Genomic DNA, 25,647 nt, shown 5'->3' on the forward strand with positions numbered 1-25,647 from the left:
CCTAGAGCAATGATACCCAGAGCGACCTTCCTCACCTGCACGATATAGAGCGACGTTTAAGGATTCCCCATGAGCAACCCTGACTTCTCTTCCCTCGAAAAGACTATCGAGACCGCCTTCGACAATCGTGACAGCGTCACGATCTCCACCAAGGGCGAGATCCGCGATGCGGTGGAAGAGTCGCTGAAACTGCTCGACGGCGGCAAGGCCCGCGTCGCGACCCGCGGCGCAGACGGCGCCTGGACCGTGCATCAGTGGCTGAAGAAGGCGGTGCTGCTCTCCTTCCGTCTCAACGACATGGAAGTGGTCAAGAACGGCCCGGGCGAATCCACCTGGTGGGACAAGGTGCCGTCGAAGTTCGAAGGCTGGGGCGAAAACACGTTCCGCGCCGCCGGCTTCCGCGCGGTGCCGAACTGCGTCGTGCGCCGCTCGGCCCATATCGGCAAGAACGTCATCCTGATGCCGTCCTTCGTCAATCTCGGCGCCTATGTCGATGAAGGCACGATGGTCGACACCTGGGCCACCGTCGGTTCCTGCGCCCAGATCGGCAAGAACGTGCATCTCTCCGGCGGCGTCGGCATCGGCGGCGTGCTGGAGCCGATGCAGGCCGGCCCGACCATTATCGAAGACAATTGCTTCATCGGCGCCCGTTCGGAAGTCGTCGAAGGCTGCATCGTGCGCGAAGGCTCGGTGCTCGGCATGGGCGTCTTCATCGGCAAGTCGACGAAGATCGTCAATCGCGCCACCGGCGAGATCAGCTATGGCGAAGTTCCTCCCTATTCCGTCGTCGTGGCCGGCTCCATGCCGGGCAAGCCGTTCCCGAACGGCGAGCAGGGCCCGAGCCTCTATTGCGCCGTGATCGTCAAGACGGTCGATGAAAAGACCCGCTCGAAGACGGGCATCAACGAACTGCTCCGCGACTGATAGACAAGACCGATATCCGATAATGTCCTCATCCAATCCCGTCGCCAATCTTCAGGCCCTCATCCGCTGCCCTTCGGTCACCCCGGCCGAAGGCGGCGTGCTTTCCGCTCTGGAAGCGATGCTCGCTCCCCTCGGCTTCAAGGTCGAGCGGATGGTGGCGACGGAACCGGGCATGCCGGATATCGAAAACCTCTATGCCCGGCTGGGCACGGACGGTCCGCATCTGATGTTTGCGGGCCATACGGATGTTGTGCCGCCGGGTGACGAGACCTCCTGGAGCCAGCCCCCCTTCGCGGCAGAGATCGTCGGCGACATGCTTTACGGGCGTGGCGCCGTCGACATGAAAGGCGGCATCGCCTGCTTCGTGGCAGCGGTCGCCCGCCATATCGAGATGCATGGCGCGCCAAAAGGTTCGATCTCCTTCCTGATCACCGGCGACGAGGAAGGTCCGGCCGTCAACGGCACGGACAAGCTGCTGAAATGGGCCGCCGAAAAGGGCGAGCGCTGGGATGCCTGCGTGGTGGGCGAGCCGACCAATCCGGACGTGCTCGGCGACATGATCAAGATCGGCCGCCGCGGCTCGGTTTCCGGCAAAGTCACCGTACACGGGGTGCAGGGCCATGCGGCCTATCCGCATCTGGCCGACAGCCCGGTGCGCGGGCTTCTGCCGCTGGCAAGCGCGCTGATGGACCCGCCTTTCGATGGTGGCACGCCGGAGTTTCCGGCCTCCAATCTGGAAGTAACGTCCATCGATGTCGGCAACCCGGCCACCAATGTCATTCCGGCCAAGGCGACGTTCTCGTTCAACATCCGCTTCAACGACACCTGGACCGCGGACACGGTGAAGGCTGAAATCCTGCGCCGGCTGAATGCAGCGGCAACCGACAATCCGCTTCGCCCGGACCGCGAGCCGACCCGCTACGAGATCGTCTGGGCCGAACGGCCGAGCCACGTGTTCCTGACCCGTAACAACGCGCTGATCGCTTCGCTTTCCGGCGCGGTCGAGGCGGTGACGGGCAAGAACCCGCAGCTTTCGACCACCGGCGGCACCTCGGATGCGCGCTTCATCAAGGATTATTGCCCGGTGGTGGAATTCGGCCTCGTCGGCCAGACCATGCATATGATCGACGAGCGCGTCGCTCTTGCGGATCTGGAAACCCTCACCCAAATCTACGGGACTTTCATCTCCCGCTGGTTCGACAATGCCATCCATTCATGAAGTCAGGCTTTACCTGAGTGGCCTCTGGCTGCTCATCAAGGGCGACGCACAGGGTTTTCGCCTGCTCGACGTTTCCGATCGCGGCATGACCCGCTCGTTCTGGGCTTTCGCCTGGTGCCTGCCGGCGGCGATCGCCTCCTGGCTCTGGCTGCACCAATTGATGCTGGATGGTTTGCCGCAGGGCACGCGGCTTGGGCCGCTGTTCTTCGTGCGCACCGCGATGCTGGAGGTCATGAACTGGCTGGTGCCACTCATCCTTGCTGGGGTGCTCTGCCTCCTGACCGGTATCCAGCGCAAGTTTCCGGTGATCGTCGTCACCATGAACTGGCTGTCTGTGCCGTTCTCCTGGGCCTATGGGCTGATGTGCGTGATGATGCTGCTGGCGCCGCGCATGCTGCCGGTGGTCGGGCTTTTTCAGCTTGTGCTGCTTTTCGCGCTAGTCGTGTCGTTTTCCCGGATCATCCGCATGATCCACGGCAAGCAGCCGCTGATGATCACCGCTTTCGTGCTGGTGCTGATGGTGCCGAACATGATCCTGACCGAAGCGCTGCAACGCTTCCTGGGCATCTATCCGTTCTGAGCCGGCTAACCACCTTTCGATAAATGGCGATCATGGATCGATGGCGATCACAGATCGCCTGGATAATCGACCTTCATGAAATAAAGCCCCTCCGGCGGTGCCACGGGCCCGCAGGCGGCACGGTCTCGCGCGTCTAGTGCAGCCCGCACATCATCCGGCGTCATCTTGCCTTGGCCCGCTAGCTTCAGCGTGCCGGCAAAAGAGCGGATCTGGTTGTGCAGGAAGCTCTGGGCGCTGGCGCGGATTTCAATCAGTTCACCGGTGCGCGTCACATCCAGACGGTCGAGCGTGCGGACAGGGCTCGTCGCCTGACAGTGAATGGAGCGGAAAGTCGTGAAATCGTGACGCCCCACCAAGGTCTGCGCCGCCGCATGCATGACCTCATGGTCGAGATCGCGCGACACCCACCAAGCGCGCTTCGCCTCGAGCGCCAATGGCGACGGCCGGTTGAGGATGCGGTAAAGATAGTGCCGGCGCTGCGCGGAAAACCGCGCATCGAAAGCGTCGTCGACCGATTGCACATCGATGATCGACACCTTCTCACCCGCAGTCATCAGGTAGGCATTGACTGCATTGCGCAGTTTGTCGGGCTGCCAGTCGCGGGTAAGATCGACATGCGTGACCTGGCCGACGGCATGAACGCCGGAATCGGTGCGGCCGGCGCCACGGATCACCACGGTTTCGCCGGTCAGCGACAGGACAGCGTTCTGCAAAGCCGATTGTACGGAATGGCCATTTTTCTGTCGCTGCCAACCGACATAGGGTGTGCCGTCATATTCGACGGTCATGCGAAAACGCGGCATCAGAACCTCGTTCCGGCGGGCAAGGCCGTGCCACGTAGGAAGTCCGTAACAGGCAGAGGCTTGCCGCCGGCCTTCTGAAGCCTCGTTAGCCGCACAGCACTTTCGCCGCAGGCAACCGTCAATGCGTCATCCAAAACCGTACCGACTTCGCCCTGCCCTTCGCCAAGTTCTGACGAGAGCACCTTGATCCGCTCCGGCTTGCCGTTGATCTCAGCCTCGAACCAGGCACCCGGAAACGGCGACAGGCCACGGATGTGATTATGCACTTCGCGCGCCGGCTTCGAAAAGTCGATGCGCGTTTCGCCCTTGTCGATCTTGGCGGCATAAAGCACGCCTTCGGCCGGCTGCGGCGTCAACGGCAGGTCGTCCGCCTCGAGTTTTTCCATGGCCTCGACCATGGCACGGGCTCCGGTTAACATCAGCTTGTCATGCAGCTCGCCGGCCGTCATGTTTTGGCCGATCTCGACCTCCTTCGTCAGCGCGACCGGCCCGGTATCGAGACCTTTTTCCATCTGCATGACCATCATGCCGGTCTTGGCGTCGCCGGCCATGATCGCCCGCTGGATGGGAGCAGCACCGCGCCAGCGCGGCAGCAGCGACGCATGGCCGTTATAGCAGCCGAGCCGTGTGCCGCTCAGGATCGCTTCCGGCAGCAGCAGGCCATAGGCGACGACGACCGCGACATCCGCCTCGAAGTCGCGAAAGGTCTCGCGGTCTTCCTCTGCCTTGAAGTTCAGCGGCGTCAGAACCGGAATGCCGAGCAGTTCGGCGGCCTGATGCACCGGCGACTTGACGAGGTCCAACCCGCGCCGACCACCCGGCCGCGGCGGCTGGGTGTAGACTGCAACTATTTCGTGGCCGGCCTGTTTCAGGTTCTGCAGGGTTGGCACGGAAAATTCCGGCGTGCCCATGAAGATGATGCGTAGTGACATTGAATTGTCGCCTGTTTGTTCAGGCGCCTTCAAACGGGTTTACCAACCGAAGATCAAGCCCCTTGAAGTCTTTTACATTGCGCGTGGCAAGTGTCGCGCCATGGGAAAGGCAGATCGCGGCGATCACGGCGTCTTTTGCCTCCATAGGACGCCCCATGTGTTTGCGCCTCGCACGAAGTACGCCATAGTAACTGGCCGACTGCAGCGAGAAGCCTAGTATCCGCCCCAGAAATCGCTCTTGAACCGTATTGAGCGCTTTCAACAACTCCTCTTGTCGTCGTCCTTGGGGCAGTAGTTCCAGCCCATAACGCATCTCCGCAATGACGACCGTCGTTAAGAACAACGTCTCCCGTTCATATTGAGAGAGCCACAATAGTAGATGCTCGCTGTGCTTCCGTCCCTGAAGCTCCGAGACGACATTGGTGTCAAGGATGATCATTCGTCGAACCGTGGCGGTTCACGCTCGGGTTCATGGCGTAAAGCGTCGATCGCCGCGATCTCTTCCTCAGTCAAGCGCTCTTCGCCCAATGCAGAGCGCAGCCAATCACCGGCGGAACCAGAACGTTCCGTCATGAGATTTTGGCGGATGAGATAAATCGCCTCTTCTGATAAGCTACGCCCACTCCGCCTAGCACTATCTTGAAGCTGCTGCTTCAGGCCATCATCCAAATTCCGGATCAACAAATCGCCCATAGGCACCTCCTATGATATCGGCGATATCATAGGCATGATCCGAGTAATTTTCAACGAAACTCAGATCGCCTTCGACTTGGCAGCCTTGGTGAATTTCTTGATCACCATCTCGCGCTTCAGCCGGGAGATATAGTCGATGAACAGCACGCCGTTCAGGTGGTCGATCTCGTGCTGCAGGCAGGTGGCGAGCAGGCCGTCGGCTTCGACCAGATGTTCCTTGCCGTCGCGGCCGATATGCTTGACCGTGACGATCGCCGGGCGTTCCACTTCGGCATAATATTCCGGAATGGAGAGGCAGCCCTCTTCATAAACCGAGCGCTCGTCGGATGACTTGACGATCTCGGGATTGATGAACACCTGCGGGTTCTTTTCATCGCCTTCGCGCGCAACGTCGACGACGAGGATGCGGCGCGCCACGCCAATTTGAATGCCGGCAAGACCGATGCCGGGAGCATCGTACATGGTCTCCAGCATGTCGTCGGCCAGTTTCAGAACGTCGGCATCGACCTGCTCGATCGGCTTGGAAACCTGACGTAGGAGCGGGTCGGGAAGGATAATCAGCGGCTTGATGGTCATGGCCTCCCATAACCCATCTTTTTTTCCGATGGAATAGAAATTGCTCAACCTCAACACGAAATGTTCACGTTTTGATCTTTTCATGAGCGGGATTTCTGTTAAGTTTGATCAATGAATGAACTTCTCAACCGCGTTTCATCTTTTCTTGCCACCCAACAAGCGATGGCGCTGATCGCTGGTGCCGGCGTTATCCTGCTCGTTGTTCTGTTGATATTCCTGAGGGCTGGCGGCCGCCGGCAACGGGAATCCGTCCAACAGGCGGCCGATGCGGAAGCGCGGCTGTCCGAATTGATCCGCCTGCAGAGCGAGATGCAGGGGCGACTGTCGACCATGGCGGAAACGCTGTCGACGCGGCAATCGGAGCTCAATCATACCGTCAGCCAGCGGCTCGACGGCATGTCGCACCGGATCGGCGCGTCCATTACCGAACAGACCAAATCGACGCACGAGAACCTGAGAAGGCTGCAGGAGCGGCTGGCGGTGATCGATGCTGCGCAGAACAATATCCAGACGCTCGCCAAGGATGTCGTTGGCCTCCAGGCCATTTTGTCCAACAAGCAGACGCGCGGCGCCTTCGGCCAGGGGCGCATGGAGGCGATCATCGCCGATGGCCTGCCGATGGGCGCATACGGTTTCCAGACGACGCTTTCGAACGGCTTGCGGCCGGATTGCACCGTGAGAATGCCGAACGGCGCGCCGCAGCTTGTCATCGACGCCAAGTTCCCGCTGGAGGCGTGGAACGCCTTTCGCGAGACGGCGGCGCCCGAGGCGCGGCGCGCGGCAGGGCAGGCCTTCAAGCGCGATCTGGAAGTGCATATCCGCGATGTTTCGGAGAAATACCTGATCCCGGGCGAAACGCAGGACATGGCCTTTCTGTTCGTGCCGTCGGAATCGATCTTTGCCGAAATCCACGAGCATTTCGAAGCCGTGGTGCAGAAGGCGCAGCGGTCCCGTGTCGTCATCGTCTCGCCTTCGCTGCTGATGCTGTCCATTCAAGTCATCCAGGCGGTCCTGAAGGATCAACGGATGCGCGAGCAGGCCCACCTCATCCAGGGCGAAGTGGCGCTGCTGATGGACGATCTCGGCCGGCTGGACGAGCGGACCCGCAAGCTGCAGGCGCATTTCCTCGCCGCGCAGAAGGATGTCGAGTTGATCGTCACCTCCACTGAAAAGCTCGGCCGGCGCGGCGCTAAAATCGGCGCGCTGGAGCTGGAAGCTCCAGTCGAAGCAGGTCAGCCGCGCGAACAGGCACAGCCACAAGCGCAAGCCCAGCCGGCGGCCCGCAGCGTCGAAAGCCGGACGGGTCTTCTCAAGCTTCGGGTGGTTGACGAGGAGTGACGCTCTCGGGCAGTGTCGCGCGACTTTGAAAGCTCAAAAAAGCAGGCCCGCCCATGATCACCGTTCTTGGCTCCATCAACATGGATCTCATCGCCACAACCGAGCGCCTGCCGCAGCCGGGCGAGACGGTCGCCGGGTCCGGCTTTTCGACCGCCGCCGGCGGCAAGGGTGCCAATCAGGCGCTGGCTGCACGGCGTGCCGGAAGTGCTGTGCGGATGGCAGGAGCCGTTGGGGAAGATGGTTTCGCCAAGCCGGCCCTTGCATTGCTCGATGAGGCATCCGTCGATCTGTCCGCCATCGCACATACCGGTGAGCCCACCGGCACGGCGCTGATCCTGGTCGGCGGCACCGGCGAGAACATGATCGCCGTCGTGCCGGGTGCCAATGGCACGGTGAACGTCGCGCAGGCAAAAGCTGCCATCGATGCGATGCAGGTAAGCGATATTCTGATGCTGCAGCTCGAAATCCCTGTCGAAACGGTGGAGGCCGCGTTGACCGCGGCAAAGGCGAAGAAGATCACGACGATGATCAACACCGCTCCTCTGACCGCCGATGCAGCCCGCCTGGCGCGGATGGCAACCATCGTCGTTGCCAATGAAACGGAATTCGAGCTGTTCGCCGGCCGCAAGATCGCAGACGCGGAAGTGCGCCGTCAGGTGCTGGAAAAGCTGCATGGGGAAACCGGCCAGACGCTGGTCGTGACGCTCGGAGCAGACGGTGTCGTGGCAATCCGCGATGGCCTTTTTTATTCTGCACAAGGTCTGAAAATCGAGCCGGTCGACACCGTCGGCGCCGGCGACACGTTCTGCGGCTATCTTGCGGCGAGCCTCGAACAGGGCCTGGACTTCGAAAGGGCACTTCGCCGCGCGGCAGTCGCGGGCTCGCTCGCCTGTCTCACCCCTGGCGCCCAGCCTTCCATACCACTCGCCGAAGCAGTCGATATGCGACTTTGACCGTTGCATTGCCGACAAAGTGTAAGATTTTCGCCGCAATGCGATAGAAGGCAGGCTTAATTTTAGTCAAATTTAAGGATGTCTTCTTAGCGTCTGGATCGACATCTCCGCGGGGATGGGATTCGGGCTAAGAGACCCGCCTCGCGAACGGCTCCATGAAGGGGCATCACCCTCCGTTCGTATTGCGAGGCACCATGTTTTCGCTGAAGATCAAATCGCTCTCCACGAAGCTCATTCTGGTGACGAGCCTGGCCATTGCCGCCGTTCTCGTCGTCTCCAACCTTGTCCTGATTTCCCAGACCCGCAACCGCGTCTCGTCGCTCACCATGGGCCAGGCGGAAGCTGAAGCCCGCTCGATCGCCAACCAGGTTGCGGTCGATATGGGCCAGATCGCCGGCGCCGCGCGCTCGATCGGCGGTGTCATCGGCCGCGGCCATGCCGGCGGCTATCTCGACCGCAAGGCGGTCGTTGATGCGCTGAAGGCCAATCTGGAGCAGAACGCTTTCGCTTACGGCGGCTGGTTCGCCGAGGCCCCCGGCCAGTTCGACGGCAAGAATACCGAGTTCGTCGACAAGAAGGACATGGGTGGCAACAAGAAGGGCGAACTTGCGCCCTATTGGACGAAGAGCAAGACCGGCGAGATCGCCTACAGCGTCTTCGACATTGATACCGCCGCCGAATGGTATGCGCTTGCCGCCAACTCCAGGAAGGGTGCGCTGACCCAGCCTTATGTGGAAAGCACCACAGGTGATGCCACTGCCATGAGCTCGGTGGCCTATCCGGTCATGTCCGGCTCGAAATTTATCGGCGTTGCCGGTCTCGATGTATCACTCGCGACGCTTTCCAAGAAGCTGCAGGCCATGAAGCCGTTTGGCTCCGGCCGCGTGCTGCTCGTTTCCCAGGGCGGTGCATGGATCGTGCCGGTCACTCCGGACAAGCTGATGAAGCCGGTGGAGGGCGAAAAGGCGAGCGAGCTGCTCACCGCGCTGAAGTCCGGCCAGCTCGCCCGGCTCGACAATATGAAGGCCGACGCAGCCGAACCGTATGAGCGGGTCGTCTATCCGTTCAGCGTGCCGGACGTCAACGCCACCTGGGCGATCGTTCTCGACGTTCCGCAGAGCGTCATCGCCGCACCGGTTCAGGACCAGACGCTGATGATGATCCTCGGCGGCCTCGTCATCATGGCCGCCTGCATCGCAACGCTTTATTTCGGCAGCTCCGCCTTCGTGCGCCGGCCGCTGGGTGCGCTGCTGAACAGCGTCGAACTGCTGGGCCAGGGCCGTTTCGGAGAGAAGGTCGAGGGTCAGGGGCGCACCGACGAAATCGGCTCGCTGGCGAAATCGCTGGAAGGCTTTCGCCATACGCTGGCCGACGGACGCCGGATCGAGGCGGAAGCGGATGCGCAACGCCACGCGGCGGAAGACCAGCGCCATCGCTCCGAAAACGAGCGGGAAGCCAATGTCCAGGAACAGCAACGCGTCGTCGGCTCGCTGGCCAAGGGCCTGTCGGAACTGTCGCACGGCAATCTCGGCTACCGTATCCAGGACGAGTTCCCAGGCGACTATGCCAAGCTGAAGGTCGACTTCAACAAGGCGCTGGAAAGCTTGGAAGACACGATCGCGACGGTCAATTCCACCGTTTACAATATCGGCAACGGTACCCGCGAGATCACCTCCAGCGCGCAGGATCTATCGCGCCGCACCGAGCAGCAGGCTGCCAGCCTAGAAGAGACCGCCGCAGCCCTCAACGAGCTGACGGCGCAGGTCAATTCCAGCGCCGACAATGCGAGCTCGGCCGCCAGCACGGTCAACCTCGCCTGTGACGACGCGGAAAAGTCCGGCGAAGTGGTGCAGAAGGCCGTCGCCTCGATGGAGGGCATCGCCCAGTCTTCGCAGGAAATCTCCCGTATCATCGGCGTGATCGACGAGATCGCCTTCCAGACCAACCTCCTCGCCTTGAACGCAGGTGTGGAAGCGGCACGCGCCGGTGAAGCCGGCAAGGGCTTTGCCGTCGTGGCGCAGGAAGTTCGCGAACTTGCCCAGCGCTCCGCCAATGCAGCAAAGGAGATCAAGGCGCTCATCAATGCCTCGACCAACCAGGTCAAGGACGGCGTGGAACTGGTCGGCAAGGCCGGCGACACGCTGCAGAAGATCGCCGTGCAGGTCATGCAGATCAACGGCCTGATCCGCCAAATCTCCGCCTCCGCCAGCGAACAGGCCGTCGGCCTTAAGGAAGTCAACTCGGCCATCAACCAGATGGATCAGGTGACGCAGCAGAACGCCGCGATGGTCGAGGAGACCACGGCGGCCAGCACGGTGCTGAGCACGGAAGCGGAAACGCTGAAGTCGCTCGTCGCGCGCTTCCAGGTCTCGTCGCATGCAAGCAGCTCCAGTCACAGCGCACCCCAGGCCTTGCGCCAGATGGCACAGACCATGCGGGCTCCGCAGGCCAGCCAGCCGGCGCCGCGCGCGGCCAAGCCGGCACCGCGTGTCAGCTACGCTACGCAGGGTTCGGCGGCAGTCGCTTCCGATGATTGGCAGGAATTCTGATCGATCCACCGCCCAAGAAAAGCCGCCGGAAACGGCGGCCTTTTTGTTTCCACATGTCGTCGCTCAGAGCCGAGCGACGCTCTCCGCCAAAAGATCGAAGAAGCCGTCGGCATCGACATCCCTCATGACCTTCACATTGCGCGGCCGCTCGGTGACGTGCCACCAGTCGACCACCGTCATGCCGACAGTTAGCTCCGATTCCGTCTCGATTTCGACGTTGCAATCACGCCCCGAGAAGAGTTCCGGCTTAAGCAGGTATGCGATCACCGACGGATCGTGCAGCGGGCCGCCGTCCGAACCGTATTTTTCGATATCGAAGCGCTCGAAGAATGCCAGCCAATCGACCAGCACCTGCGCCGGACGGGCGCCGAGCGCGGCGATTTTCGCGACACGCGCCTTGGTGGTCAGCAGCTGGTGGGTGACGTCGAGCGGCATCATGACGATCGGCATGCCGGAAGCGAAGACGATCTTCGCGGCCTCAGGATCGACATAGATATTAAACTCCGCAGCCGGCGTGATGTTGCCACCTTCGAAGAAGCCGCCGCCCATCATCACCAGTTCCCTGGCGCGGCCGGCGATATCCGGCGCCTTGGTCAGCGCCAGCGCGATATTGGTCAGCGGACCGAGCGTGCAGAGCGTCACCGTGCCGGCCGGTTCGCTGCGTAGCGTGTCGATGATGAAATCCACCGCATGCTTGGCCTGCGCCGCCATGACCGGCTCCGGCAATTCGACGCCATCCAGGCCTGTGCGGCCGTGCACATGCTCGGCAGTGACCTGCGGCCGGTTGAGTGGCTTCAGCGCACCTTCATAGACCGCAGCGTCGGGCCGGCCGCAGAGTTCGCAGACGATGCGCAGGTTGCGGCTGGTAAACGACAGCGGCACGTTGCCAGCCACCGCGCAAAGCCCCAGTATCTCAAGCTTTTCGGGGTGGGCGAATGCCATCATGATCGCGGCGGCATCGTCCTGCCCCGGATCGGTGTCTATGATGATCTTTCTGCGGTCCATGATCTGGCGCCCCCTTGCTTTTCTCGGGTTGTTACCGCTCAAAGTGGGAGTGTCAAGTACGGCCGCATCTACATAGACGGATCGTGACCAGGCCTGCTCAGACAATCCTTGCGGTTGCTGGCGCAACTCACCATATAGCGTGTCGAGCCGGCGGGCCGAATTTCGGGCGGCGGCATGGTCGCTTGTTGCAAGGACTGGACGATGACCCGGATTACGCCGTTCGCAAGCCCCCTGCTTCTGGGCTTCGACGCCATGGAAAAGACCCTCGAGCGCCTGGCCAAGGCGAATGATGGCTACCCGCCCTACAATATCGAGCGCGTGCGCGCCGACGCTTCCGGCGCACCGGAAAGATTGCGCATCACGCTCGCCGTCGCCGGCTTCTCGGAAGCCGAACTGGACGTGACGACCGAGGAAAATCAGCTCGTCATCCGCGGCCGTCAGGTGGAACAGGGCGAGCGGGACTATCTCTACCGCGGTATCGCGGCCCGTCAGTTCCAGCGCGTTTTCGTTCTGGCGGACGGAATGCAGGTTTCCGGCGCCACACTAAAGAACGGCCTTCTTTCTGTCGACCTGATCCGCCCGGAACCGGAGCGTATGGTGCGAAAAATTAACATTTCCGTCTCAGAGTAGGTCAACGGCGTTAATGCCGTTGCACCTCAATGCTGGAGGCTGGAATGCTCCTGAAAGAAGCGAATACGCGTTTGACGCAATCCGAACTTGCGCATCTGGGTACTGGCGAAGTCGGATATATTCGCAAAATGCGGTCGGAAGAAGTAACTCGTTGCTTCCCCGAAGCTCCCGATATCGACCCGACCCTGGACCTTTGGGCCCTGTTCGGTGCCGATGGTACCCCGATCCTCCTCACCGACAATCGCTCCAGCACCTTTTTCAAGGCTGCTGAAGACGACCTGAAGACCGTCAGCCTGCACTGACTGTCCAAGCACTTCCTGCGGCCGCGCGACGCGGCCTGCGCTCGGATTTGCGTATGTGGAGATATGAACGATCACGCTTCCCCAAGAGAAGCGGGACCGATCTAACCTCTGACGAACGTCAGATAGGCCGAGGACCGGCCTTCGCGGCGGGCCTTGTTTTCGTATCGCGTACCTGGCCAGCCGGCGAACGGCGTCAGCCAGTCGGATGACTGCTCCGCAGTCCATTCGAAGCCGCCATGCCTGCTGCAATGGATCAGCGTCCAGTTGACATAGGTATCTATGTCAGACGCAAAGCAGAATAGACCGCCCGGCTTCAGCACACGGTGAAAGCGGTCCAGATTGACCTGCGACACGAACCTTCTCTTCCAATGCTTCCGCTTCGGCCATGGGTCCGGATAAAGCAGATCGATGCGGTCCAGCGATGCTTCCGGCATCCAGTCGAGAACCTGCGTCGCGTCGTCGTCATAGACCCGGATATTTTTCAGGGCCAATTCCTCGACGCGCGAAAGCAGCTTCGCCATGGAATTGACGAAGGGTTCGACACCGATGAAACCGGTCTCGGGGTTTTCCTGCGCGCGGTGAATGAGGTGCTCGCCGCCGCCGAAGCCAATCTCCAACCGGCGATAATTGATCGCAACCGGAAACAGCGCCGCCAGATCCTTCGGCGCCTCGGCGGCCAGATCCAGCTTAAGAGCCGGCAACAACGTCGCCATGCCTTCCGCCTGGCGTTCGCGAAGCGGCTTGCCCTTGCGCCGTCCGAAGAAGGCTTCCGTCGCGCGGCTGGGATGATCGGTCATGTCGTTCTCGTCTCAATATAAAAGCGGATGCCTTGGAAGGCACCCGCTTTACAGTTTTCAGAAGCTGTAAGTAAAGCCTGATCAGGCAGCCTTTGCTACATCGCCCTTCAAAGCATCCTTGAGCGGCTTCACGAGGTCGGTCTTCTCCCAGGAGAAGGAACCGTCGCGGCCGGCCTTACGGCCGAAATGGCCGTAAGCGGAGGTCTTGGCATAGATCGGCTTGTTGAGGTCGAGGTGACGGCGGATGCCGGTCGGCGACAGGTCCATGACCTGACGGATCGCGGCTTCGATCTGGTCTTCCGTCACGCTCTTGCCGGTGCCGTGCAGGTCGACATAGATCGACAGCGGCTGAGCGATACCGATCGCGTAGGAAATCTGGATCGTGCAACGCTCTGCAAGAGCGGCGGCAACGACGTTCTTGGCCAGATAACGGGCAGCGTAGGCAGCCGAACGGTCGACCTTGGTCGTATCCTTGCCGGAGAATGCACCGCCGCCATGCGGAGCAGCGCCGCCGTAGGTGTCGACGATGATCTTGCGGCCGGTCAGGCCGGCGTCACCATCCGGGCCGCCGATGACGAATTTGCCGGTCGGGTTGATGTACCACTTGCAATCCGCATCAATCGGCAGGTCGCCGAGCGCCTCGCGGATATAAGGTTCGACGACCTGACGAACCTTCTTGGAATCCCAGCTCTCGTCGAGGTGCTGGGTGGAAAGAACGATTGAGTCGACGCCGGCCGGCTTGCCGTTTTCGTAGCGGACGGTCACCTGGCTCTTGGCATCGGGGCCGAGCTTGCCGGCATCGCCTTCGCCCTTTTTACGGGCGGTGGCGAGGAGCTGGAGGATCTTGTGGGAGTAATAGATCGGCGCCGGCATGAGGTCCGGAGTTTCCTTGCACGCGTAACCGAACATGATGCCCTGGTCGCCTGCACCTTCGTCGCCCTGCTTGTCGGCGGCGCTATCGACGCCCTGGGCGATATCGGCTGATTGCGAATGCAGGAGAACGTCGATCTTGGCGGTCTTCCAGTGGAAACCGTCCTGCTCGTAGCCGATTTCGCGGATCGCCTTGCGGGCAGCAGACTTGAACTTGGAAGGATTGATGACGTCCTTGCCGTCCTTATCCTTCTTCATCAGACTCGGCGGCAGGCGGACTTCGCCAGCGATGACGACGCGGTTGGTGGTGGCAAGCGTCTCGCAGGCGATGCGCACGGTCCACGGGTCTACACCGGTCTTGGCCGCTTCGCGGTACACAAGGTCAACGATTTCATCGGAAATACGATCACAAACCTTGTCCGGATGACCTTCGGCAACGGACTCGCTGGTGAACAGGTAACTTGCGCGCATTACGGGATTCCCCTCAAAGAAACGAACGCTCTCGTGCTAGTGATTTCCAGCGACAAAACAAGCGTACAACGACATAAATATATCTTTATGTGTACAGCTCTGCAATCCGGTAACACCTCGAAACTGGTCAAAAAGCATAAAAAAAGCGGCCCGGAGGCCGCTTTCGCACAAAATCGAGTTTGCCTTATTCGCCTTCAGCGTCAGCAGCGAGAGCCTTGACGAGGTCGACCACGCGACGGCGCACCTTCGGATCGGAGATCTTAACGAAGGCGCGATTGAGCTGCAGGCCTTCGGAAGACGACAGGAAGTCGACGACGTAGTTGGAGCTCGAAGCCTCGGCCATACCCGACTGGCCCGACTGATCGCCCGGGGCGTCTTCAAAAAAGAAGGAGACCGGCACGTTGAGGATCGAGGAGATGTTCTGCAGACGGCTTGCGCCGACGCGGTTGGTGCCCTTCTCGTATTTCTGGATCTGCTGGAAGGTAATGCCCAGGCTTTCACCCAGCTTTTCCTGGCTCATGCCCAGCATGGTGCGACGCAGACGAATCCGGCTGCCGACATGGATGTCGATCGGGTTCGGCTTCTTTTTGTTTTCAATCATAACGGTGTCCTGACGAAGTTCTTGGTTCAATCTCACAACCCGGGTCTGCGTGTGGAGATACACTTCGCGCGATTGGTCAGTTCAGGCGCAACGTTTGAAGCATATGCGAGACGAAAGGCACAACCACTATGCAATTTTAGGGGTTTTTGGTCAATTCGTCCGGAAATTAAAACCAGTGCGCGAGACGATTGCAATCAGCAACATAGATAGCAGGACCAACCAGAAGTGATTTTCCCGGGCACGAGTGCTCCAATATGGAGCAAAACCGCCGCCCAGAGTTGAGTCCATCACACCTTTTTGATTGTAGCCGATACCCTTTATTAGCCTACCGAAGGGGTCGACAACGGCCGAAATGCCGGTATTGGCGGCGCGAATCAGTGGCCGGCCGTTTTCGACTGCGCGAATCCGCGCCTGCTGGAAATGCTGATAGGGACCAGGCGTAGCACCGAACCAGCCATCATTGGTGACGTTCAGGAGGGCTCCCGCTTTCGCCACATCATCGTCGATCTCATCGGGGAAAATCGCCTCGTAGCAGATCAGCGGATAAAGTGTACGACCGCCCGGAAGGGTCAGCATCGCGCGCTGGGGAGCGGCGGTAAAACCGCCTGGCATGGCGATCGCATCCGTCACACCGAGATTGCGCAGCAGGTCTTCGTAGGGCACGTATTCGCCGAACGGCACCAAATGCACCTTGTCGGCGGCCGAAACGATCTGGCCGTTGCTATCGATGACGTAGATCGAATTGTAAAAGCGCGGCGCAAAACCGGCGCCGGCATCTTCCGAGCGCACCACGCCGGTGACCAGAACCTGTCCATCCTGCAGAACATCGGCAATGCGGGTGAGCGCATCCGGGTTCTGGGTCAATATGAAGGGGACGGACGTTTCCGGCCAGACGACGATATCCGGCCGCTTGCCGCCATTCTCCGGCGGAAGAGCAGTCAGCGCCAGATGCTCTTCGAATATCGAGGCACGTTCAGCATCGTCGAGCTTGCGAGACTGGTCGATCAGCGGCTGGACAATACGCACAACTGGCTGGTTTTCGGCCGCCGGCATCTTATCGGCCATTTGCAGGCGATAGGCGCCATAACCGAGATGAGCGCAAAACAGCAATGCCGCGAGCGCCAGACCGGCCGTCATGCCCTTCTTGGTGCCGAGCAGCGCCGGGGCTGAGAACACAAAGACAGCCAAGGCGGAAATGCCGAAAATACCGAAGAAGGCGGAGGATTGCATCATCAGCGGGATCGGCATGGCGCCATAACCGACCGCATTCCAGGGAAAGCCCGTGGCGACGAAGCCGCGCAGCCATTCGGCCAGCCCAAAGGCCGCGCCCAGAGCCGCCAGCCTGCCGAAACCGTCCGACCAGAGGATGCGGGCAAGCGCCGTGGCAAGGCCGTAGAACAGCGCCAGATAGGCGGGAAGGCCGAGCACCGCGAGCGGCAGCGCCCAGGCGAACTCATCCGCGTCGATCAGCAGCGCATTGCCGAGCCACCAGAGGCTGGCGACGAAATAGCCGAAGCCGAAGACCCAGCCGATCCAGAAGGCGGAGCGGAGACGCGCGAACCAGCCGCCATCCGGATTGCCGGTGGCACCGTCCATCAGCCAGACAAGGATCGGGAAAGAGATGAACAGGACCGCGAAGAAGCCGAAAGGCGGCAGGGCGAATGCGCCTATCGCTCCGGCAAAAAGGGCAATGACTGCACGAGGGAAGCCCCAGAGAAGCATGATCCTGCCTGCCAGCCGCTGCATGGATAACCCCTTCTTCCCCGAATCAGCCGGTGCAGTGTTTCAAAAAATGGGTGGCTTGTCGTGAGGGCAAAGATGCACGGTTAGTGAGGGTGTTGGTAAAGTTGGCACAAAGCCCCTCATCCGCCTGCCGGCACCTTCTCCCCGCATGCGGGGAGAAGGACTTCGCGGCAACCCATCCGTCCCTCTCCAATGTCGAGCAGGGCACGTCCCCTCTCCCCGTTTCTACGGGGAGAGGGCTAGGGTGAGGGGCGAATCGGGAAACAGGACTACCGCCCCGCGCGATCGCCTTCCGGCGACGTCGAAGGCGGCGGCAGCAGGATGGTCGGAGTCTGGTCGGTGATCAGAGCTTCGCCCTCACCCTTTGTGCGACGGCGGGTGAGCGCCTTCTTGCGCATGATGCGGACCCGCTTGATGCGGCGCGGATCTGCTTCCAAGATCTGGAATTCGAAGCCCGGCACTGCCTGGACGAGTTCGCCGCGGACCGGAATGCGCCCGAGGGCGGAGAAGATCAGGCCGCCCAGCGTGTCGACATCCTCGAGCCGGTCCTTGATGTCGAAATCCGGGCCGATCGCCTCGGCGATCTCTTCCAGTTCGATACGGGCATCGGCCAGGAACACGTCGTCGCTGGTGCGCGAGAACATGACTTCATCATTGTCGTGCTCGTCCTCGACATCGCCGATGACCATTTCGACGATGTCCTCATGGGTGACGAGGCCGTCCGTGCCGCCGTATTCGTCGATGACGAGGGCAAGCTGCGTGCGCGCCGCCTGCATGCTGGCCATCAGGTCCGAAGCGAGCATCGAGGGCGGCACGAAGAGGATCTTGCGGATGATGCCGGCTTCGGCAACCGTCTGCTCCAGATCGACACGGCCGAGATCGAAGGCCGGGCGCGGCTGGCGGATGACCTTTTCGGTCTTTTCCGCCTTGTCGGCCGCGAGCGGCATCGGCTGTGAGGGTGCCGCCTTGGCGGTGACGTTGCGCGGGTTCGTGCGGCGCTTGTTGCGGGCCTGTTTGGCGATATAGGAATGGAGGTCGCGGATATGCACCATGCCGCGCGGATCATCCAGCGTATCGCTGTAGATCGGCATGCGCGAACGGCCGGTTTCCTCGAAATGGATCATCAACTCACCGATCGTCATGGTCATATCGACCGCTTCGATATCGGCACGTGGCACCATGATATCCTCGACGCGGACTTCGCGAAACCGGAGGATATTGTGCAGCATCGCCCGTTCTTCGGGCGAAAAGGCGCTGCTGACACTGGTGTCGGTCATCAGCGCGTCGGCAAGGTCTTCGCGAAGCTGCTCGCCCTGCGAGGGCCGCAACAGCCTCAAGGCGCGCGACCAGAAAGAATTATGGGATTTGGACTGTTGCTCGGGTCTAGACGGACTACTACCGTCGTCTGACGAGGAAGAGTCCGAACTATCCTTGCCCTCGCGGGCAGCATTGCTCGATAAATCGTTCATAAAATCCACACTACACTATCGGGTCTTGCCCCGCATAGGGGTCAGATAGGCCGAGACCAGCCAAAATACGAGTCTCCAGCGCTTCCATCTCTTCCGCTTCGTCGGTTTCCATATGGTCGTAACCGAACAGATGCAGGAAGCCGTGAACCAGAAGATGCGTCAGATGATCGTCGAAACTCTTGTCAAGATCAACCGCTTCACGCTCGACGGTCTCGCGGGCGATGACGATATCGCCCAGCATCGGGCCGGGCAAACCGCCCGGTTCCAGCGGAAAAGCCGGGAAAGACAAGACGTTGGTCGGTTTGTCCTTGCCGCGCCACTCGGCGTTGATTTCTTTGATCGCTTCGTCGTTGGTGAAGACGAGCGAAAGTTCCGGCGCCATTTCCGGGAAGGGTTGTTCCTCTTCCTTCGCCAGGAATTCTGCCGCGGCACCGAGCACTTTTTCGCTCAAGGCCAATAGGGCCGGCTCATCGGGCCAGCCCTCGTCTTCCACGCTGATCTGTATGTCGAGTTGGGGCATGAGGTTAAAAACGACCGGCGATTACCGGTCGGTTTCCTCGCTTTCCTCATGGACGGCATATTGCGCGTCATAGGCACGGACGATGCGGCCGACCAGCGGATGGCGCACGACATCGGTATCCTTGAAGCGGATCACCGAAATGCCTTCGACGCCCTTAAGGATCTGCAGCGCTTCCACCAGGCCGGATTTGACGCCGCGCGGCAGGTCCACCTGGCTCGGGTCGCCGGTGATGATCATCCGGCCGTTTTCGCCAAGGCGGGTCAGGAACATCTTCATCTGCATCGATGTCGTGTTCTGCGCCTCGTCGAGAATGATCGCTGCATTCGAAAGCGTGCGGCCACGCATGAAGGCGAGTGGCGCGATTTCGATAACGCCGGCGGTGATCGCTCTGTCCACCTTGTCGGCGGGGATCATGTCGTAAAGCGCATCGTAGAGCGGGCGCAGATACGGATCGACCTTCTCCTTCATATCGCCAGGCAGGAAGCCGAGGCGCTCGCCGGCTTCGACGGCCGGACGGGAAAGGATGATCTTGTCGACCGCGCCGCGCTCCAGAAGGGCGGCGGCATGAGCGCAGGCGAGATAGGTCTTGCCGGTACCGGCCGGACCAACGCCGAACACGAGTTCGGCGCGATCAAGCGCCCGCATGTAGGCGTCCTGCGTCGGGGTGCGGGCCTGGATCGTCTTCTTGCGGGTGGAAATCTGGTTCATGGAAAGCTTGGCTTTCTTTTCCATGGTCGGCAGCTGCAGCTGGTCGTCCGCCGCCTGCGCCATGCGGATGGCGCCCTCGACATCCGACGCTTCGATAGCGCCGCCCTTCTGAAGCCGTTCGTAGAGAAAATCGAGCGCCCGGCGCGCCTGGTTCGTCGCGACGAGTTCGCCGGAAATGCTGACCGAGTTTCCGCGAGCCGTAGCGTCAATGTGAAGACGCTGCTCCAGCAATTTCAGGTTTTGATCGAATTGACCGAAAAGCTCGCTGGCGAACCTATTGTTCTCGAACGTCAGGACAAAATGATTGGCGTCGGTCGCTGCGGTTTTGGGTTGGCGCGCGGATGAAGAAACCAATTCACGTCCGTTCAAGTAGGCATGCTCCCGATGTTTCAGGCCCCTATTAAACTCTCTGCCGGTTCGGCAAACAAGCTGTTCGGGCCGGTTCCGATGATTCGTACCTGGATAATGTCACCGATTTGCGATGTTTTTGCATCAACATTCACAGATTGCAGCCAGGGCGAACGGCCGATGACCTGTCCTGGCATGCGGCCGGGCTTTTCCAGCAACAGGTCGATGACCTTTCCGACGCAGGATTTGGCGAAGTCGGTCTGCTGTTTCAAGAGCAGTGCCTGAAGTCTTTCCAAGCGCTCGGCCTTCACCTCTTCGGCCACCTGATCGCCGAGATCGGCGCCGGGCGTGCCGGGACGGGTCGAATATTTGAACGAATAGGCCGAAGCGTAGTTCACCTCTTCGACGATACGCAGCGTATCCTCGAAATCCTGATCCGTCTCGCCCGGGAAACCGACGATGAAATCGCCGGACATGGCGATATCGCCCCGCATCGAGCGGATACGCTCGATCAGGCGGATATATTCCGCAGCCGTGTGGCGACGGTTCATCGCCTTCAGGATGCGGTCGGAGCCTGACTGGACCGGCAAATGCAGATAAGGCATCAAGGAGCGTAGGTCGCGATGCGCCTCGATCAGCCTGTCGTCCATGTCGCGCGGATGGCTGGTCGTATAACGCAGCCGGGCAAGTCCCGGAATTTCCGCCAGCCGGTAGAGCAGATCGCCGAGCCCCCATTCGCCGCCATTACGGCCTCTTGGCGGCCCCTCGGCCTGCCAGGCGTTGACGTTCTGGCCCAGCAGCGTGATTTCGCGCACGCCGGCATCGACCAGGCGCTCGGCCTCATCGATGATCTGCTGGACGGGACGGGAGACCTCCGAACCACGCGTGTAAGGCACAACGCAGAAGGTGCAGAACTTGTCGCAGCCTTCCTGCACGGTCAGGAACGAGGTGACGCCACGGGCGCGGACTTTGGCCTTTTCGACCGCCGGCAGGTGGGCGAACTTGTCCTCGACCGCATATTCCGTATCGACCACCCGCTTGCCGGTCCGCGCCTGTTTCAGCGCATCGGGAAGGCGGTGATAGGTCTGCGGGCCGATGACGACATCGACGGCCGGCTCGCGACGGGCGATTTCCTCGCCCTCGGCCTGCGCCACGCAGCCGGCAACGCCGATCATGAATTCGCGGCCTTCGGCAGCCCGCTTCTTTTTCATCTCGCGCAGACGGCCAAGCGCCGAATAGACCTTGTCGGCCGCCTTTTCGCGGATGTGACAGGTGTTGAGCAGGACGAGATCCGCCTCACCCATCTCTTCGGTCGTCTCATACCCCTCGCTCGCCAGCGCATCGCCCATGCGGGTCGAGTCGTAGACGTTCATCTGACAGCCGTAGGTCTTGATGAAGACTTTGCGGGTGTTTGAGCGCTGGATCGGCTCTTCGATGGGGGCGGAAAGGGAGACATGTTCGTTCATGGGCGTTTCCATAACGCAAGAAGGGCTGGAAATGAAGCGTTTCGTGATGGTGGGTGTGAGAGGCAGATACTGAAGGCAGCGAGTGTGGCCCCTCACCCGGCCTCCGGAGACGCTGCGGCAGCTTCCCTTCTCCCCTCGGGGAGAAGGTGCCGGCAGGCGGATGAGGGGGCTACATGGGATGACGTCAACGACGACCCAACTCAGCCGTCACCTCAAACCTCCTCATAATCCCTTCCGCGCAAATGCTTTACCAGCATCTGCCGCATCTGGCCGGTGACGTTCTGGCTCAAGATCTTGCGATTGTCGCCAGCGCGGAATTCCACCGTCTGACCGAAGGACACGATCACATCCAGCGCCCCTTCTTTCAGCACTCCGAGAAGATGCGGGCCGAGCGGGATATCTCCCGGCCAGGCGGCAATCGGGCGGTGGTAGTGGCCCATCGACATGCCATGAACCCGCGTATAGGCGATCGCCACCGGCTGGACATGCACGACACCGTCCGGCGTATGCGGCACGGCCGCCGCCGCGGCGCCGAACAGCGAGGATTTGACGTCGAGGATGCGGTTGCCATCAGACGTCGTGCCCTCCGGAAACAGCACCACGATTTCGCCGCCGGTCATGCGTTCGGCAATCTCGTTCACCTGGTCGCCGGTGCGGCGTTTCTGTTCGCGGGCAACGAAAATCGTCTTCTGCAGCTTGGCGAGAATGCCGAAGATCGGCCAGTTCGCCACTTCCGCCTTGGCGATATAGGCGACATCGGCAACCGCGCCGAGGACCATGATGTCCTTCCAGGAGACGTGGTTGGAAGCGAGCATCAACGGGCGGCGACGGTCGAGCTTGCCGTGAACATGGACGCGAATGCCCATCAGCCAACAGGCGGTGCGATGCCAGTAACGCGGAATATGGCGGCGGATTTTCAGGTCGAAGGCGAGGCCGACGAGCTGGAACGGCAAGAGGATCAGCGTAACTGCGACAAGGGTGAAAACGATAAAGCCGATCCGCAGCCAGGTGATCACTTATCAACCTTGCCGGTCTGAACTGCCTTACCAATCGCATCGCTTGGGGGCACATCGCTTTCGGGAGCGGGATCGTCCTTGTCGAGCGGAATGCCGTAAAGCTCCAGTCGATGTCCGACGAGGCGGAAGCCGTGCTCGCGGGCGATCCGCTCCTGCAGCGCCTCGATTTCCGCCGAGCGGAATTCGATGACGGTGCCGCTCGAGACGTCGATCATGTGATCATGGTGCTCTTCCGGCACCGTCTCGTAGCGCGAGCGGCCATCGCGGAAATCATGTTTTTCGATGATCCCCTCGTCCTCGAACAGTTTCACCGTGCGGTAGACGGTGGAAATCGAGATGCGCGGATCCACTTTGGAAGAGCGGCGGTAAAGCTCCTCGACATCCGGATGATCATCGGAATCCTGCAGAATGCGGGCAATCACGCGACGCTGATCGGTCATGCGCATGCCTTTTTCGGCACACAGCTCCTCCAGCGTTTTGGAAAGGTCTGTCATGTCGCTTTGGCCTTCGAAACATTACCGTAGAAATTCATCTGCTAGCGAAGATCGCGGCTCATGACAAGCGCGGCCGAACGACGCCCGTCAGTGCCTGCATAATAGGCCGGTCTTTCCCCGACTTTCCGAAACCCGAGTTTGCGGTAGAGATCAACGGCCGGGCGGTTTTCCGCCTCGACCTCGAGAAACATCTTTTCGCCCCCGCGCGACAGGGCCTCACGAAGGGCGGCCTGCATCAGCCGCCAGCCAAGCCCCTGCCGGCCGAATTTCTCGTTGACCGCCACCGTCAGGATTTCCGCCTCGCCGGCGACTTCGCGCGACAGAACAAAACCGCCAAGCGGCTTGGAAAAGAACGCGTTGGTCTGACGCGCCACGAAACCAAAGACATTGCCCTGCAAAAGCAGGTTCTGGAATTCGCCGTCACTCCACTGGCGCGGGAAACGCAGGCCATGCAGTTCAGAAATATCGATACAGTCGGCGAGTTCCATCGGCACGACTTCGAAAAAAGGCTTCCAGCTGAGGTAATCGTCGAACATCTATCTTCACGAACGGCGGTTGTTATTCAACATCCGCGAACCGGTCACGGCGCGCGGCGCTCCAAAGCGAATCCGGTCTGTGGTTTCGCATCAGGACCACGAAGATACAATGGTTTAGGGCGTTCCGCACCAACGACTTTTTCTGCGCCAATTCTTGCAACCATGGCGATGTCGAACCGGTCGCGATCGGCGAACTCGTCGGCTGCTCCGCCGGCGGAATGGTCGACCCACGAACCGGTCGCGGTGGCCGAAAGGCGCTCGATCAGAGACGATGCCTCTTCCGGAGAAAGCGCTGCCGGTTCCGTCAAGGACTTGCCGTCGGCCGAAAATGCCTGAGTGTAGACTTCGTTGCGCTTGGCATCCATAGCGGCCACGACGGATCTGCCCGAATGCTCGGCGAGACAGCTGCGGGCCAAGGTTTCGAGCGTCGTCACACCGATCGCTTCCCGGCCAAGCGCCAGAGCGAGACCCCGGGCTGCGGCGACGCCGACGCGGATGCCGGTGAAAGAGCCGGGGCCGATGACGACGGCAATCCGGTCGATCGCCTGAAGCTGCAGGCCGGCGTTCTCCAGGGCCTCGTCGACGATCGACATCAGTCGCTCGGCATGACCCTTGCCAATGGTCTCGGAAACTGCGGACAAGACTTTTCCCGCCGCGCTGTCATAAAGCGCAACGGAACAGTCCACTCCGGCGGTATCGATGGCGAGAACGATCATGAGCTTGGGTCGAACCGGGGCTCAGAGTGCTTCGACGGCCTGAACTTCCGGCACGAAATGCTTGAGGAGGTTCTGCACGCCGTGCTTCAGCGTCGCCGTTGACGACGGGCAGCCGGAGCATGCGCCCTTCATGTTGAGATAAACGGTGCCGTCGCGGAAACCCTTGAAGGTGATGTCGCCGCCATCCTGGGCCACGGCCGGGCGGACGCGGGTTTCGAGCAGTTCCTTGATCGTCGCGACCAGGGTTTCGTCGTCGGCATCGAAGAATTCGCCTTCTTCGTCGGACGCTTCAGCCAGGGTGGAATGTCCACCCATGACCGGCTGGCCGGACATAAAATGCTCCATGATCGAACCGAGGATCGCCGGCTTCAGGTGCTGCCATTCGGCGCTTTCCTTGGTGACGGTGATGAAGTCGTAGCCGAAATAAACGCCGGTAACGCCGGAAATGCCGAACAGGCGCTCCGCCAGCGGCGATGCTTCCGCTTCGCCGACATTGCGGAAATCCGCGGTGCCCTTGTCCATGACGACCTTACCCGGCAGGAACTTCAGGGTCGCCGGATTGGGCGTGGCTTCCGTCTGAATGAACATCGCGTCTCTCCTGGGGGTACATGACCCCACAAATTTAGAACTCTTCAAAAGAAGATAAGCTTTCTCAGCTTATCCTTCAAGTGCGCCTTTGCCGCATCCAGGTCAAGTGCAGGAAAAGGGCTCAAGCCAGCGCGTCGATTTCCTCGTCCGTCAGCGTATCAGGCAGGACGGTGACGGGGATGGGAAACATCGCGCCGCGGCCGGCGACGGCAGAAACCAACGGCCCCGGCCCTTCCTTGTTGGAACCTGCGGCAAGCACGAGGACGGCGATGTCACGGTCTTCGTCGACAAGCAGATTGATCTGTTCCGTCGCCATCCCCTCGCGGATCACGATTTCCGGATCGATGCCGGCCGTTTCGCGCACCTTCTGGGCAGCCTTGGCCATGATCGCCTCCGCCTCTTCACGGGCTTCGGCGCGCATGATCTGCTCGACACCCAGCCATTGCTGGAAATCGCCGTCCGGGATGACGAAAAGAAGCACCAGGCCCCCATTGGAATTCTTGGCGCGGCGGGCGGAGTAATGCACCGCCTTCTCGCATTCCGGCGTGCCATCGATGATCGCCATGAATTTGCGCCGATGTCCCTCAAGCCGCGAAAGTCGTTTCGAAACCATGCCGCCCCCATCTTTTCAACATGCCGACCGAACAGGTCGTGAAGCGGAACTTAGTGCCTCGCGGGACAAATGAAAACCCGCCACGGATGCCGTGGCGGGTATGCGAATTTTGCTTGGATGGGTTGTCCAGGTGGCCACCCCTCATCTGCCTGCCGGCACCTTCTCCCCGTTCGCGGGGAGAAGGACA

The 25,647-nt window shown here is 60.8% G+C and carries 27 protein-coding genes and 1 pseudogene; 8 read left to right on the forward strand and 20 right to left on the reverse strand.

Translation table 11 applies throughout. The annotated features are described in order from the left end of the window. Positions 1 to 69: 69 nt before the first annotated feature. From dapD to KX729_RS17815, 3 genes are read left to right on the forward strand one after another with little or no spacing between them, the layout of a single operon-like run. Entirely contained in the window at positions 70 to 924 is an 855-nt protein-coding gene (dapD, locus tag KX729_RS17805; protein ID WP_219743835.1) for a 2,3,4,5-tetrahydropyridine-2,6-dicarboxylate N-succinyltransferase, read from the forward strand. Between the two features lie 22 nt (positions 925 to 946). Continuing rightward, positions 947 to 2,143: a succinyl-diaminopimelate desuccinylase gene (gene dapE / locus KX729_RS17810; RefSeq protein WP_219743836.1), complete on the forward strand. Its 1,197-nt coding sequence runs from the start codon at positions 947 to 949 to the stop codon at positions 2,141 to 2,143. Next, complete coding sequence (locus KX729_RS17815; RefSeq protein WP_219743837.1) at positions 2,127 to 2,723, forward strand: hypothetical protein; 597 nt, start codon at positions 2,127 to 2,129, stop codon at positions 2,721 to 2,723. The genes dapE and KX729_RS17815 overlap by 17 nt, the downstream gene beginning before the upstream one ends. A 47-nt stretch (positions 2,724 to 2,770) precedes the next feature. Here KX729_RS17815 and truA read toward each other — a convergent pair whose 3' ends face one another. The 5 genes from truA to def are packed head-to-tail and all read right to left on the reverse strand — an operon-like array spanning position 2,771 to position 5,727. Further along, complete coding sequence (gene truA, locus KX729_RS17820) at positions 2,771 to 3,526, reverse strand: tRNA pseudouridine(38-40) synthase TruA (protein ID WP_219743838.1); 756 nt, start codon at positions 3,524 to 3,526, stop codon at positions 2,771 to 2,773. Further along, complete coding sequence (gene fmt, locus KX729_RS17825) at positions 3,526 to 4,458, reverse strand: methionyl-tRNA formyltransferase (protein WP_219743839.1); 933 nt, start codon at positions 4,456 to 4,458, stop codon at positions 3,526 to 3,528. Before fmt ends, truA begins: the two co-directional genes overlap by 1 nt. A gap of 19 nt (positions 4,459 to 4,477) precedes the next feature. Then, the gene (locus KX729_RS17830; protein WP_219743840.1) at positions 4,478 to 4,897 is read right to left on the reverse strand and encodes a type II toxin-antitoxin system VapC family toxin; all 420 of its coding nucleotides are present in this window, start codon (positions 4,895 to 4,897) and stop codon (positions 4,478 to 4,480) included. After that, on the reverse strand, positions 4,894 to 5,151 hold the full coding sequence (locus tag KX729_RS17835; RefSeq protein ID WP_219743841.1) for a FitA-like ribbon-helix-helix domain-containing protein: 258 nt from the start codon (positions 5,149 to 5,151) through the stop codon (positions 4,894 to 4,896). Before KX729_RS17835 ends, KX729_RS17830 begins: the two co-directional genes overlap by 4 nt. 60 nt (positions 5,152 to 5,211) lie before the next feature. Continuing rightward, the gene (def, locus tag KX729_RS17840) at positions 5,212 to 5,727 is read right to left on the reverse strand and encodes a peptide deformylase (protein ID WP_219743842.1); all 516 of its coding nucleotides are present in this window, start codon (positions 5,725 to 5,727) and stop codon (positions 5,212 to 5,214) included. 111 nt (positions 5,728 to 5,838) lie between these two features. Here def and KX729_RS17845 point away from each other — a divergent pair, with 111 nt between their 5' ends. The 3 genes from KX729_RS17845 (at position 5,839) to KX729_RS17855 (ending at position 10,567) form a co-directional block, all read left to right on the forward strand. Next, entirely contained in the window at positions 5,839 to 7,065 is a 1,227-nt protein-coding gene (locus tag KX729_RS17845) for a DNA recombination protein RmuC (RefSeq protein ID WP_219743843.1), read from the forward strand. Positions 7,066 to 7,118: 53 nt separating this feature from the next. Next, positions 7,119 to 8,018: a ribokinase gene (locus KX729_RS17850; protein WP_219743844.1), complete on the forward strand. Its 900-nt coding sequence runs from the start codon at positions 7,119 to 7,121 to the stop codon at positions 8,016 to 8,018. Between the two features lie 194 nt (positions 8,019 to 8,212). Next, positions 8,213 to 10,567 (forward strand): methyl-accepting chemotaxis protein, encoded by a 2,355-nt coding sequence (locus KX729_RS17855; protein ID WP_219743845.1) that lies wholly within the window; start codon positions 8,213 to 8,215, stop codon positions 10,565 to 10,567. A gap of 63 nt (positions 10,568 to 10,630) precedes the next feature. On the opposite strand, the gene KX729_RS17860 is transcribed toward KX729_RS17855, so the two are convergent. Next, positions 10,631 to 11,575, reverse strand: a complete 945-nt coding sequence (locus KX729_RS17860) for a nucleoside hydrolase (protein WP_219744253.1) — start codon at positions 11,573 to 11,575, stop codon at positions 10,631 to 10,633. 198 nt (positions 11,576 to 11,773) lie between these two features. Between KX729_RS17860 and KX729_RS17865 the strand changes: the two genes are divergently transcribed. Together KX729_RS17865 and KX729_RS17870 are read left to right on the forward strand one after the other, a co-directional pair. Beyond that, positions 11,774 to 12,202 (forward strand): Hsp20 family protein, encoded by a 429-nt coding sequence (locus KX729_RS17865; protein WP_219743846.1) that lies wholly within the window; start codon positions 11,774 to 11,776, stop codon positions 12,200 to 12,202. A gap of 44 nt (positions 12,203 to 12,246) precedes the next feature. After that, positions 12,247 to 12,504, forward strand: coding sequence for a BQ00720 family protein (locus KX729_RS17870; protein ID WP_025603158.1), 258 nt, complete (start codon positions 12,247 to 12,249; stop codon positions 12,502 to 12,504). A 101-nt stretch (positions 12,505 to 12,605) separates the two neighbouring features. Here the strand turns inward: KX729_RS17870 and trmB are convergent, their stop codons facing one another. The 14 genes and pseudogenes from trmB to KX729_RS17940 form a co-directional block, all read right to left on the reverse strand. Beyond that, the gene (trmB, locus tag KX729_RS17875) at positions 12,606 to 13,301 is read right to left on the reverse strand and encodes a tRNA (guanosine(46)-N7)-methyltransferase TrmB (protein ID WP_219743847.1); all 696 of its coding nucleotides are present in this window, start codon (positions 13,299 to 13,301) and stop codon (positions 12,606 to 12,608) included. Between the two features lie 81 nt (positions 13,302 to 13,382). Continuing rightward, a complete protein-coding gene (gene metK, locus KX729_RS17880; RefSeq protein WP_025603160.1) occupies positions 13,383 to 14,642 on the reverse strand; it encodes a methionine adenosyltransferase in 1,260 nt (419 codons plus the stop codon). 184 nt (positions 14,643 to 14,826) lie between these two features. Then, positions 14,827 to 15,243 carry a helix-turn-helix domain-containing protein gene (locus tag KX729_RS17885; protein ID WP_025603161.1) on the reverse strand — a complete coding sequence of 139 codons (417 nt, stop codon included), beginning with the start codon at positions 15,241 to 15,243 and terminating at the stop codon, positions 14,827 to 14,829. Positions 15,244 to 15,393: 150 nt separating this feature from the next. Beyond that, entirely contained in the window at positions 15,394 to 16,989 is a 1,596-nt protein-coding gene (gene lnt / locus KX729_RS17890) for an apolipoprotein N-acyltransferase (RefSeq protein WP_219743848.1), read from the reverse strand. A gap of 266 nt (positions 16,990 to 17,255) precedes the next feature. Next, positions 17,256 to 18,455, reverse strand: a complete 1,200-nt coding sequence (locus tag KX729_RS17895; RefSeq protein ID WP_219743849.1) for a hemolysin family protein — start codon at positions 18,453 to 18,455, stop codon at positions 17,256 to 17,258. A 10-nt stretch (positions 18,456 to 18,465) separates the two neighbouring features. Continuing rightward, positions 18,466 to 18,975, reverse strand: a complete 510-nt coding sequence (ybeY, locus tag KX729_RS17900; protein WP_219743850.1) for an rRNA maturation RNase YbeY — start codon at positions 18,973 to 18,975, stop codon at positions 18,466 to 18,468. A gap of 21 nt (positions 18,976 to 18,996) precedes the next feature. Further along, on the reverse strand, positions 18,997 to 20,052 hold the full coding sequence (locus KX729_RS17905) for a PhoH family protein (protein ID WP_219743851.1): 1,056 nt from the start codon (positions 20,050 to 20,052) through the stop codon (positions 18,997 to 18,999). Between the two features lie 20 nt (positions 20,053 to 20,072). Next, a complete protein-coding gene (gene miaB, locus KX729_RS17910; RefSeq protein WP_219743852.1) occupies positions 20,073 to 21,497 on the reverse strand; it encodes a tRNA (N6-isopentenyl adenosine(37)-C2)-methylthiotransferase MiaB in 1,425 nt (474 codons plus the stop codon). 212 nt (positions 21,498 to 21,709) lie between these two features. After that, positions 21,710 to 22,513: a lyso-ornithine lipid O-acyltransferase gene (olsA, locus tag KX729_RS17915; RefSeq protein ID WP_312991169.1), complete on the reverse strand. Its 804-nt coding sequence runs from the start codon at positions 22,511 to 22,513 to the stop codon at positions 21,710 to 21,712. A gap of 71 nt (positions 22,514 to 22,584) precedes the next feature. Then, positions 22,585 to 23,007, reverse strand: a pseudogene (locus KX729_RS17920) (Fur family transcriptional regulator); the annotation flags it as partial. Positions 23,008 to 23,048: 41 nt separating this feature from the next. Continuing rightward, on the reverse strand, positions 23,049 to 23,543 hold the full coding sequence (locus KX729_RS17925) for a GNAT family N-acetyltransferase (RefSeq protein WP_219743853.1): 495 nt from the start codon (positions 23,541 to 23,543) through the stop codon (positions 23,049 to 23,051). A 44-nt stretch (positions 23,544 to 23,587) separates the two neighbouring features. Beyond that, the gene (tsaB, locus tag KX729_RS17930) at positions 23,588 to 24,259 is read right to left on the reverse strand and encodes a tRNA (adenosine(37)-N6)-threonylcarbamoyltransferase complex dimerization subunit type 1 TsaB (protein ID WP_219743854.1); all 672 of its coding nucleotides are present in this window, start codon (positions 24,257 to 24,259) and stop codon (positions 23,588 to 23,590) included. 21 nt (positions 24,260 to 24,280) lie between these two features. Beyond that, positions 24,281 to 24,847: a NifU family protein gene (locus tag KX729_RS17935; protein ID WP_219743855.1), complete on the reverse strand. Its 567-nt coding sequence runs from the start codon at positions 24,845 to 24,847 to the stop codon at positions 24,281 to 24,283. 121 nt (positions 24,848 to 24,968) lie between these two features. Continuing rightward, the gene (locus KX729_RS17940; protein ID WP_219743856.1) at positions 24,969 to 25,460 is read right to left on the reverse strand and encodes a universal stress protein; all 492 of its coding nucleotides are present in this window, start codon (positions 25,458 to 25,460) and stop codon (positions 24,969 to 24,971) included. Positions 25,461 to 25,647: the final 187 nt, after the last annotated feature.

Source organism: Neorhizobium populisoli, assembly GCF_019430945.1.
Classification (GTDB): domain Bacteria; phylum Pseudomonadota; class Alphaproteobacteria; order Rhizobiales; family Rhizobiaceae; genus Neorhizobium; species Neorhizobium populisoli.

What these genes read in the sequence shown, in the direction of transcription:
- KX729_RS17865 (WP_219743846.1), top strand. Translation starts at nt 11,774, where the DNA reads ATGACCCGGATTACGCCGTTCGCAAGCCCCCTGCTTCTGGGCTTCGAC.
- KX729_RS17935 (WP_219743855.1), bottom strand. Translation starts at nt 24,847, where the DNA reads ATGTTCATTCAGACGGAAGCCACGCCCAATCCGGCGACCCTGAAGTTC.
- truA (WP_219743838.1), bottom strand. Translation starts at nt 3,526, where the DNA reads ATGCCGCGTTTTCGCATGACCGTCGAATATGACGGCACACCCTATGTC.
- KX729_RS17835 (WP_219743841.1), bottom strand. Translation starts at nt 5,151, where the DNA reads ATGGGCGATTTGTTGATCCGGAATTTGGATGATGGCCTGAAGCAGCAG.
- KX729_RS17815 (WP_219743837.1), top strand. Translation starts at nt 2,127, where the DNA reads ATGCCATCCATTCATGAAGTCAGGCTTTACCTGAGTGGCCTCTGGCTG.
- KX729_RS17845 (WP_219743843.1), top strand. Translation starts at nt 5,839, where the DNA reads ATGAATGAACTTCTCAACCGCGTTTCATCTTTTCTTGCCACCCAACAA.
- trmB (WP_219743847.1), bottom strand. Translation starts at nt 13,301, where the DNA reads ATGACCGATCATCCCAGCCGCGCGACGGAAGCCTTCTTCGGACGGCGC.
- KX729_RS17885 (WP_025603161.1), bottom strand. Translation starts at nt 15,243, where the DNA reads ATGATTGAAAACAAAAAGAAGCCGAACCCGATCGACATCCATGTCGGC.
- dapE (WP_219743836.1), top strand. Translation starts at nt 947, where the DNA reads ATGTCCTCATCCAATCCCGTCGCCAATCTTCAGGCCCTCATCCGCTGC.
- dapD (WP_219743835.1), top strand. Translation starts at nt 70, where the DNA reads ATGAGCAACCCTGACTTCTCTTCCCTCGAAAAGACTATCGAGACCGCC.
- metK (WP_025603160.1), bottom strand. Translation starts at nt 14,642, where the DNA reads ATGCGCGCAAGTTACCTGTTCACCAGCGAGTCCGTTGCCGAAGGTCAT.
- def (WP_219743842.1), bottom strand. Translation starts at nt 5,727, where the DNA reads ATGACCATCAAGCCGCTGATTATCCTTCCCGACCCGCTCCTACGTCAG.
- KX729_RS17925 (WP_219743853.1), bottom strand. Translation starts at nt 23,543, where the DNA reads ATGTTCGACGATTACCTCAGCTGGAAGCCTTTTTTCGAAGTCGTGCCG.
- tsaB (WP_219743854.1), bottom strand. Translation starts at nt 24,259, where the DNA reads ATGATCGTTCTCGCCATCGATACCGCCGGAGTGGACTGTTCCGTTGCG.
- KX729_RS17830 (WP_219743840.1), bottom strand. Translation starts at nt 4,897, where the DNA reads ATGATCATCCTTGACACCAATGTCGTCTCGGAGCTTCAGGGACGGAAG.
- ybeY (WP_219743850.1), bottom strand. Translation starts at nt 18,975, where the DNA reads ATGCCCCAACTCGACATACAGATCAGCGTGGAAGACGAGGGCTGGCCC.
- fmt (WP_219743839.1), bottom strand. Translation starts at nt 4,458, where the DNA reads ATGTCACTACGCATCATCTTCATGGGCACGCCGGAATTTTCCGTGCCA.
- KX729_RS17895 (WP_219743849.1), bottom strand. Translation starts at nt 18,455, where the DNA reads ATGAACGATTTATCGAGCAATGCTGCCCGCGAGGGCAAGGATAGTTCG.
- KX729_RS17855 (WP_219743845.1), top strand. Translation starts at nt 8,213, where the DNA reads ATGTTTTCGCTGAAGATCAAATCGCTCTCCACGAAGCTCATTCTGGTG.
- KX729_RS17940 (WP_219743856.1), bottom strand. Translation starts at nt 25,460, where the DNA reads ATGGTTTCGAAACGACTTTCGCGGCTTGAGGGACATCGGCGCAAATTC.
- KX729_RS17850 (WP_219743844.1), top strand. Translation starts at nt 7,119, where the DNA reads ATGATCACCGTTCTTGGCTCCATCAACATGGATCTCATCGCCACAACC.
- miaB (WP_219743852.1), bottom strand. Translation starts at nt 21,497, where the DNA reads ATGAACGAACATGTCTCCCTTTCCGCCCCCATCGAAGAGCCGATCCAG.
- lnt (WP_219743848.1), bottom strand. Translation starts at nt 16,989, where the DNA reads ATGCAGCGGCTGGCAGGCAGGATCATGCTTCTCTGGGGCTTCCCTCGT.
- KX729_RS17870 (WP_025603158.1), top strand. Translation starts at nt 12,247, where the DNA reads ATGCTCCTGAAAGAAGCGAATACGCGTTTGACGCAATCCGAACTTGCG.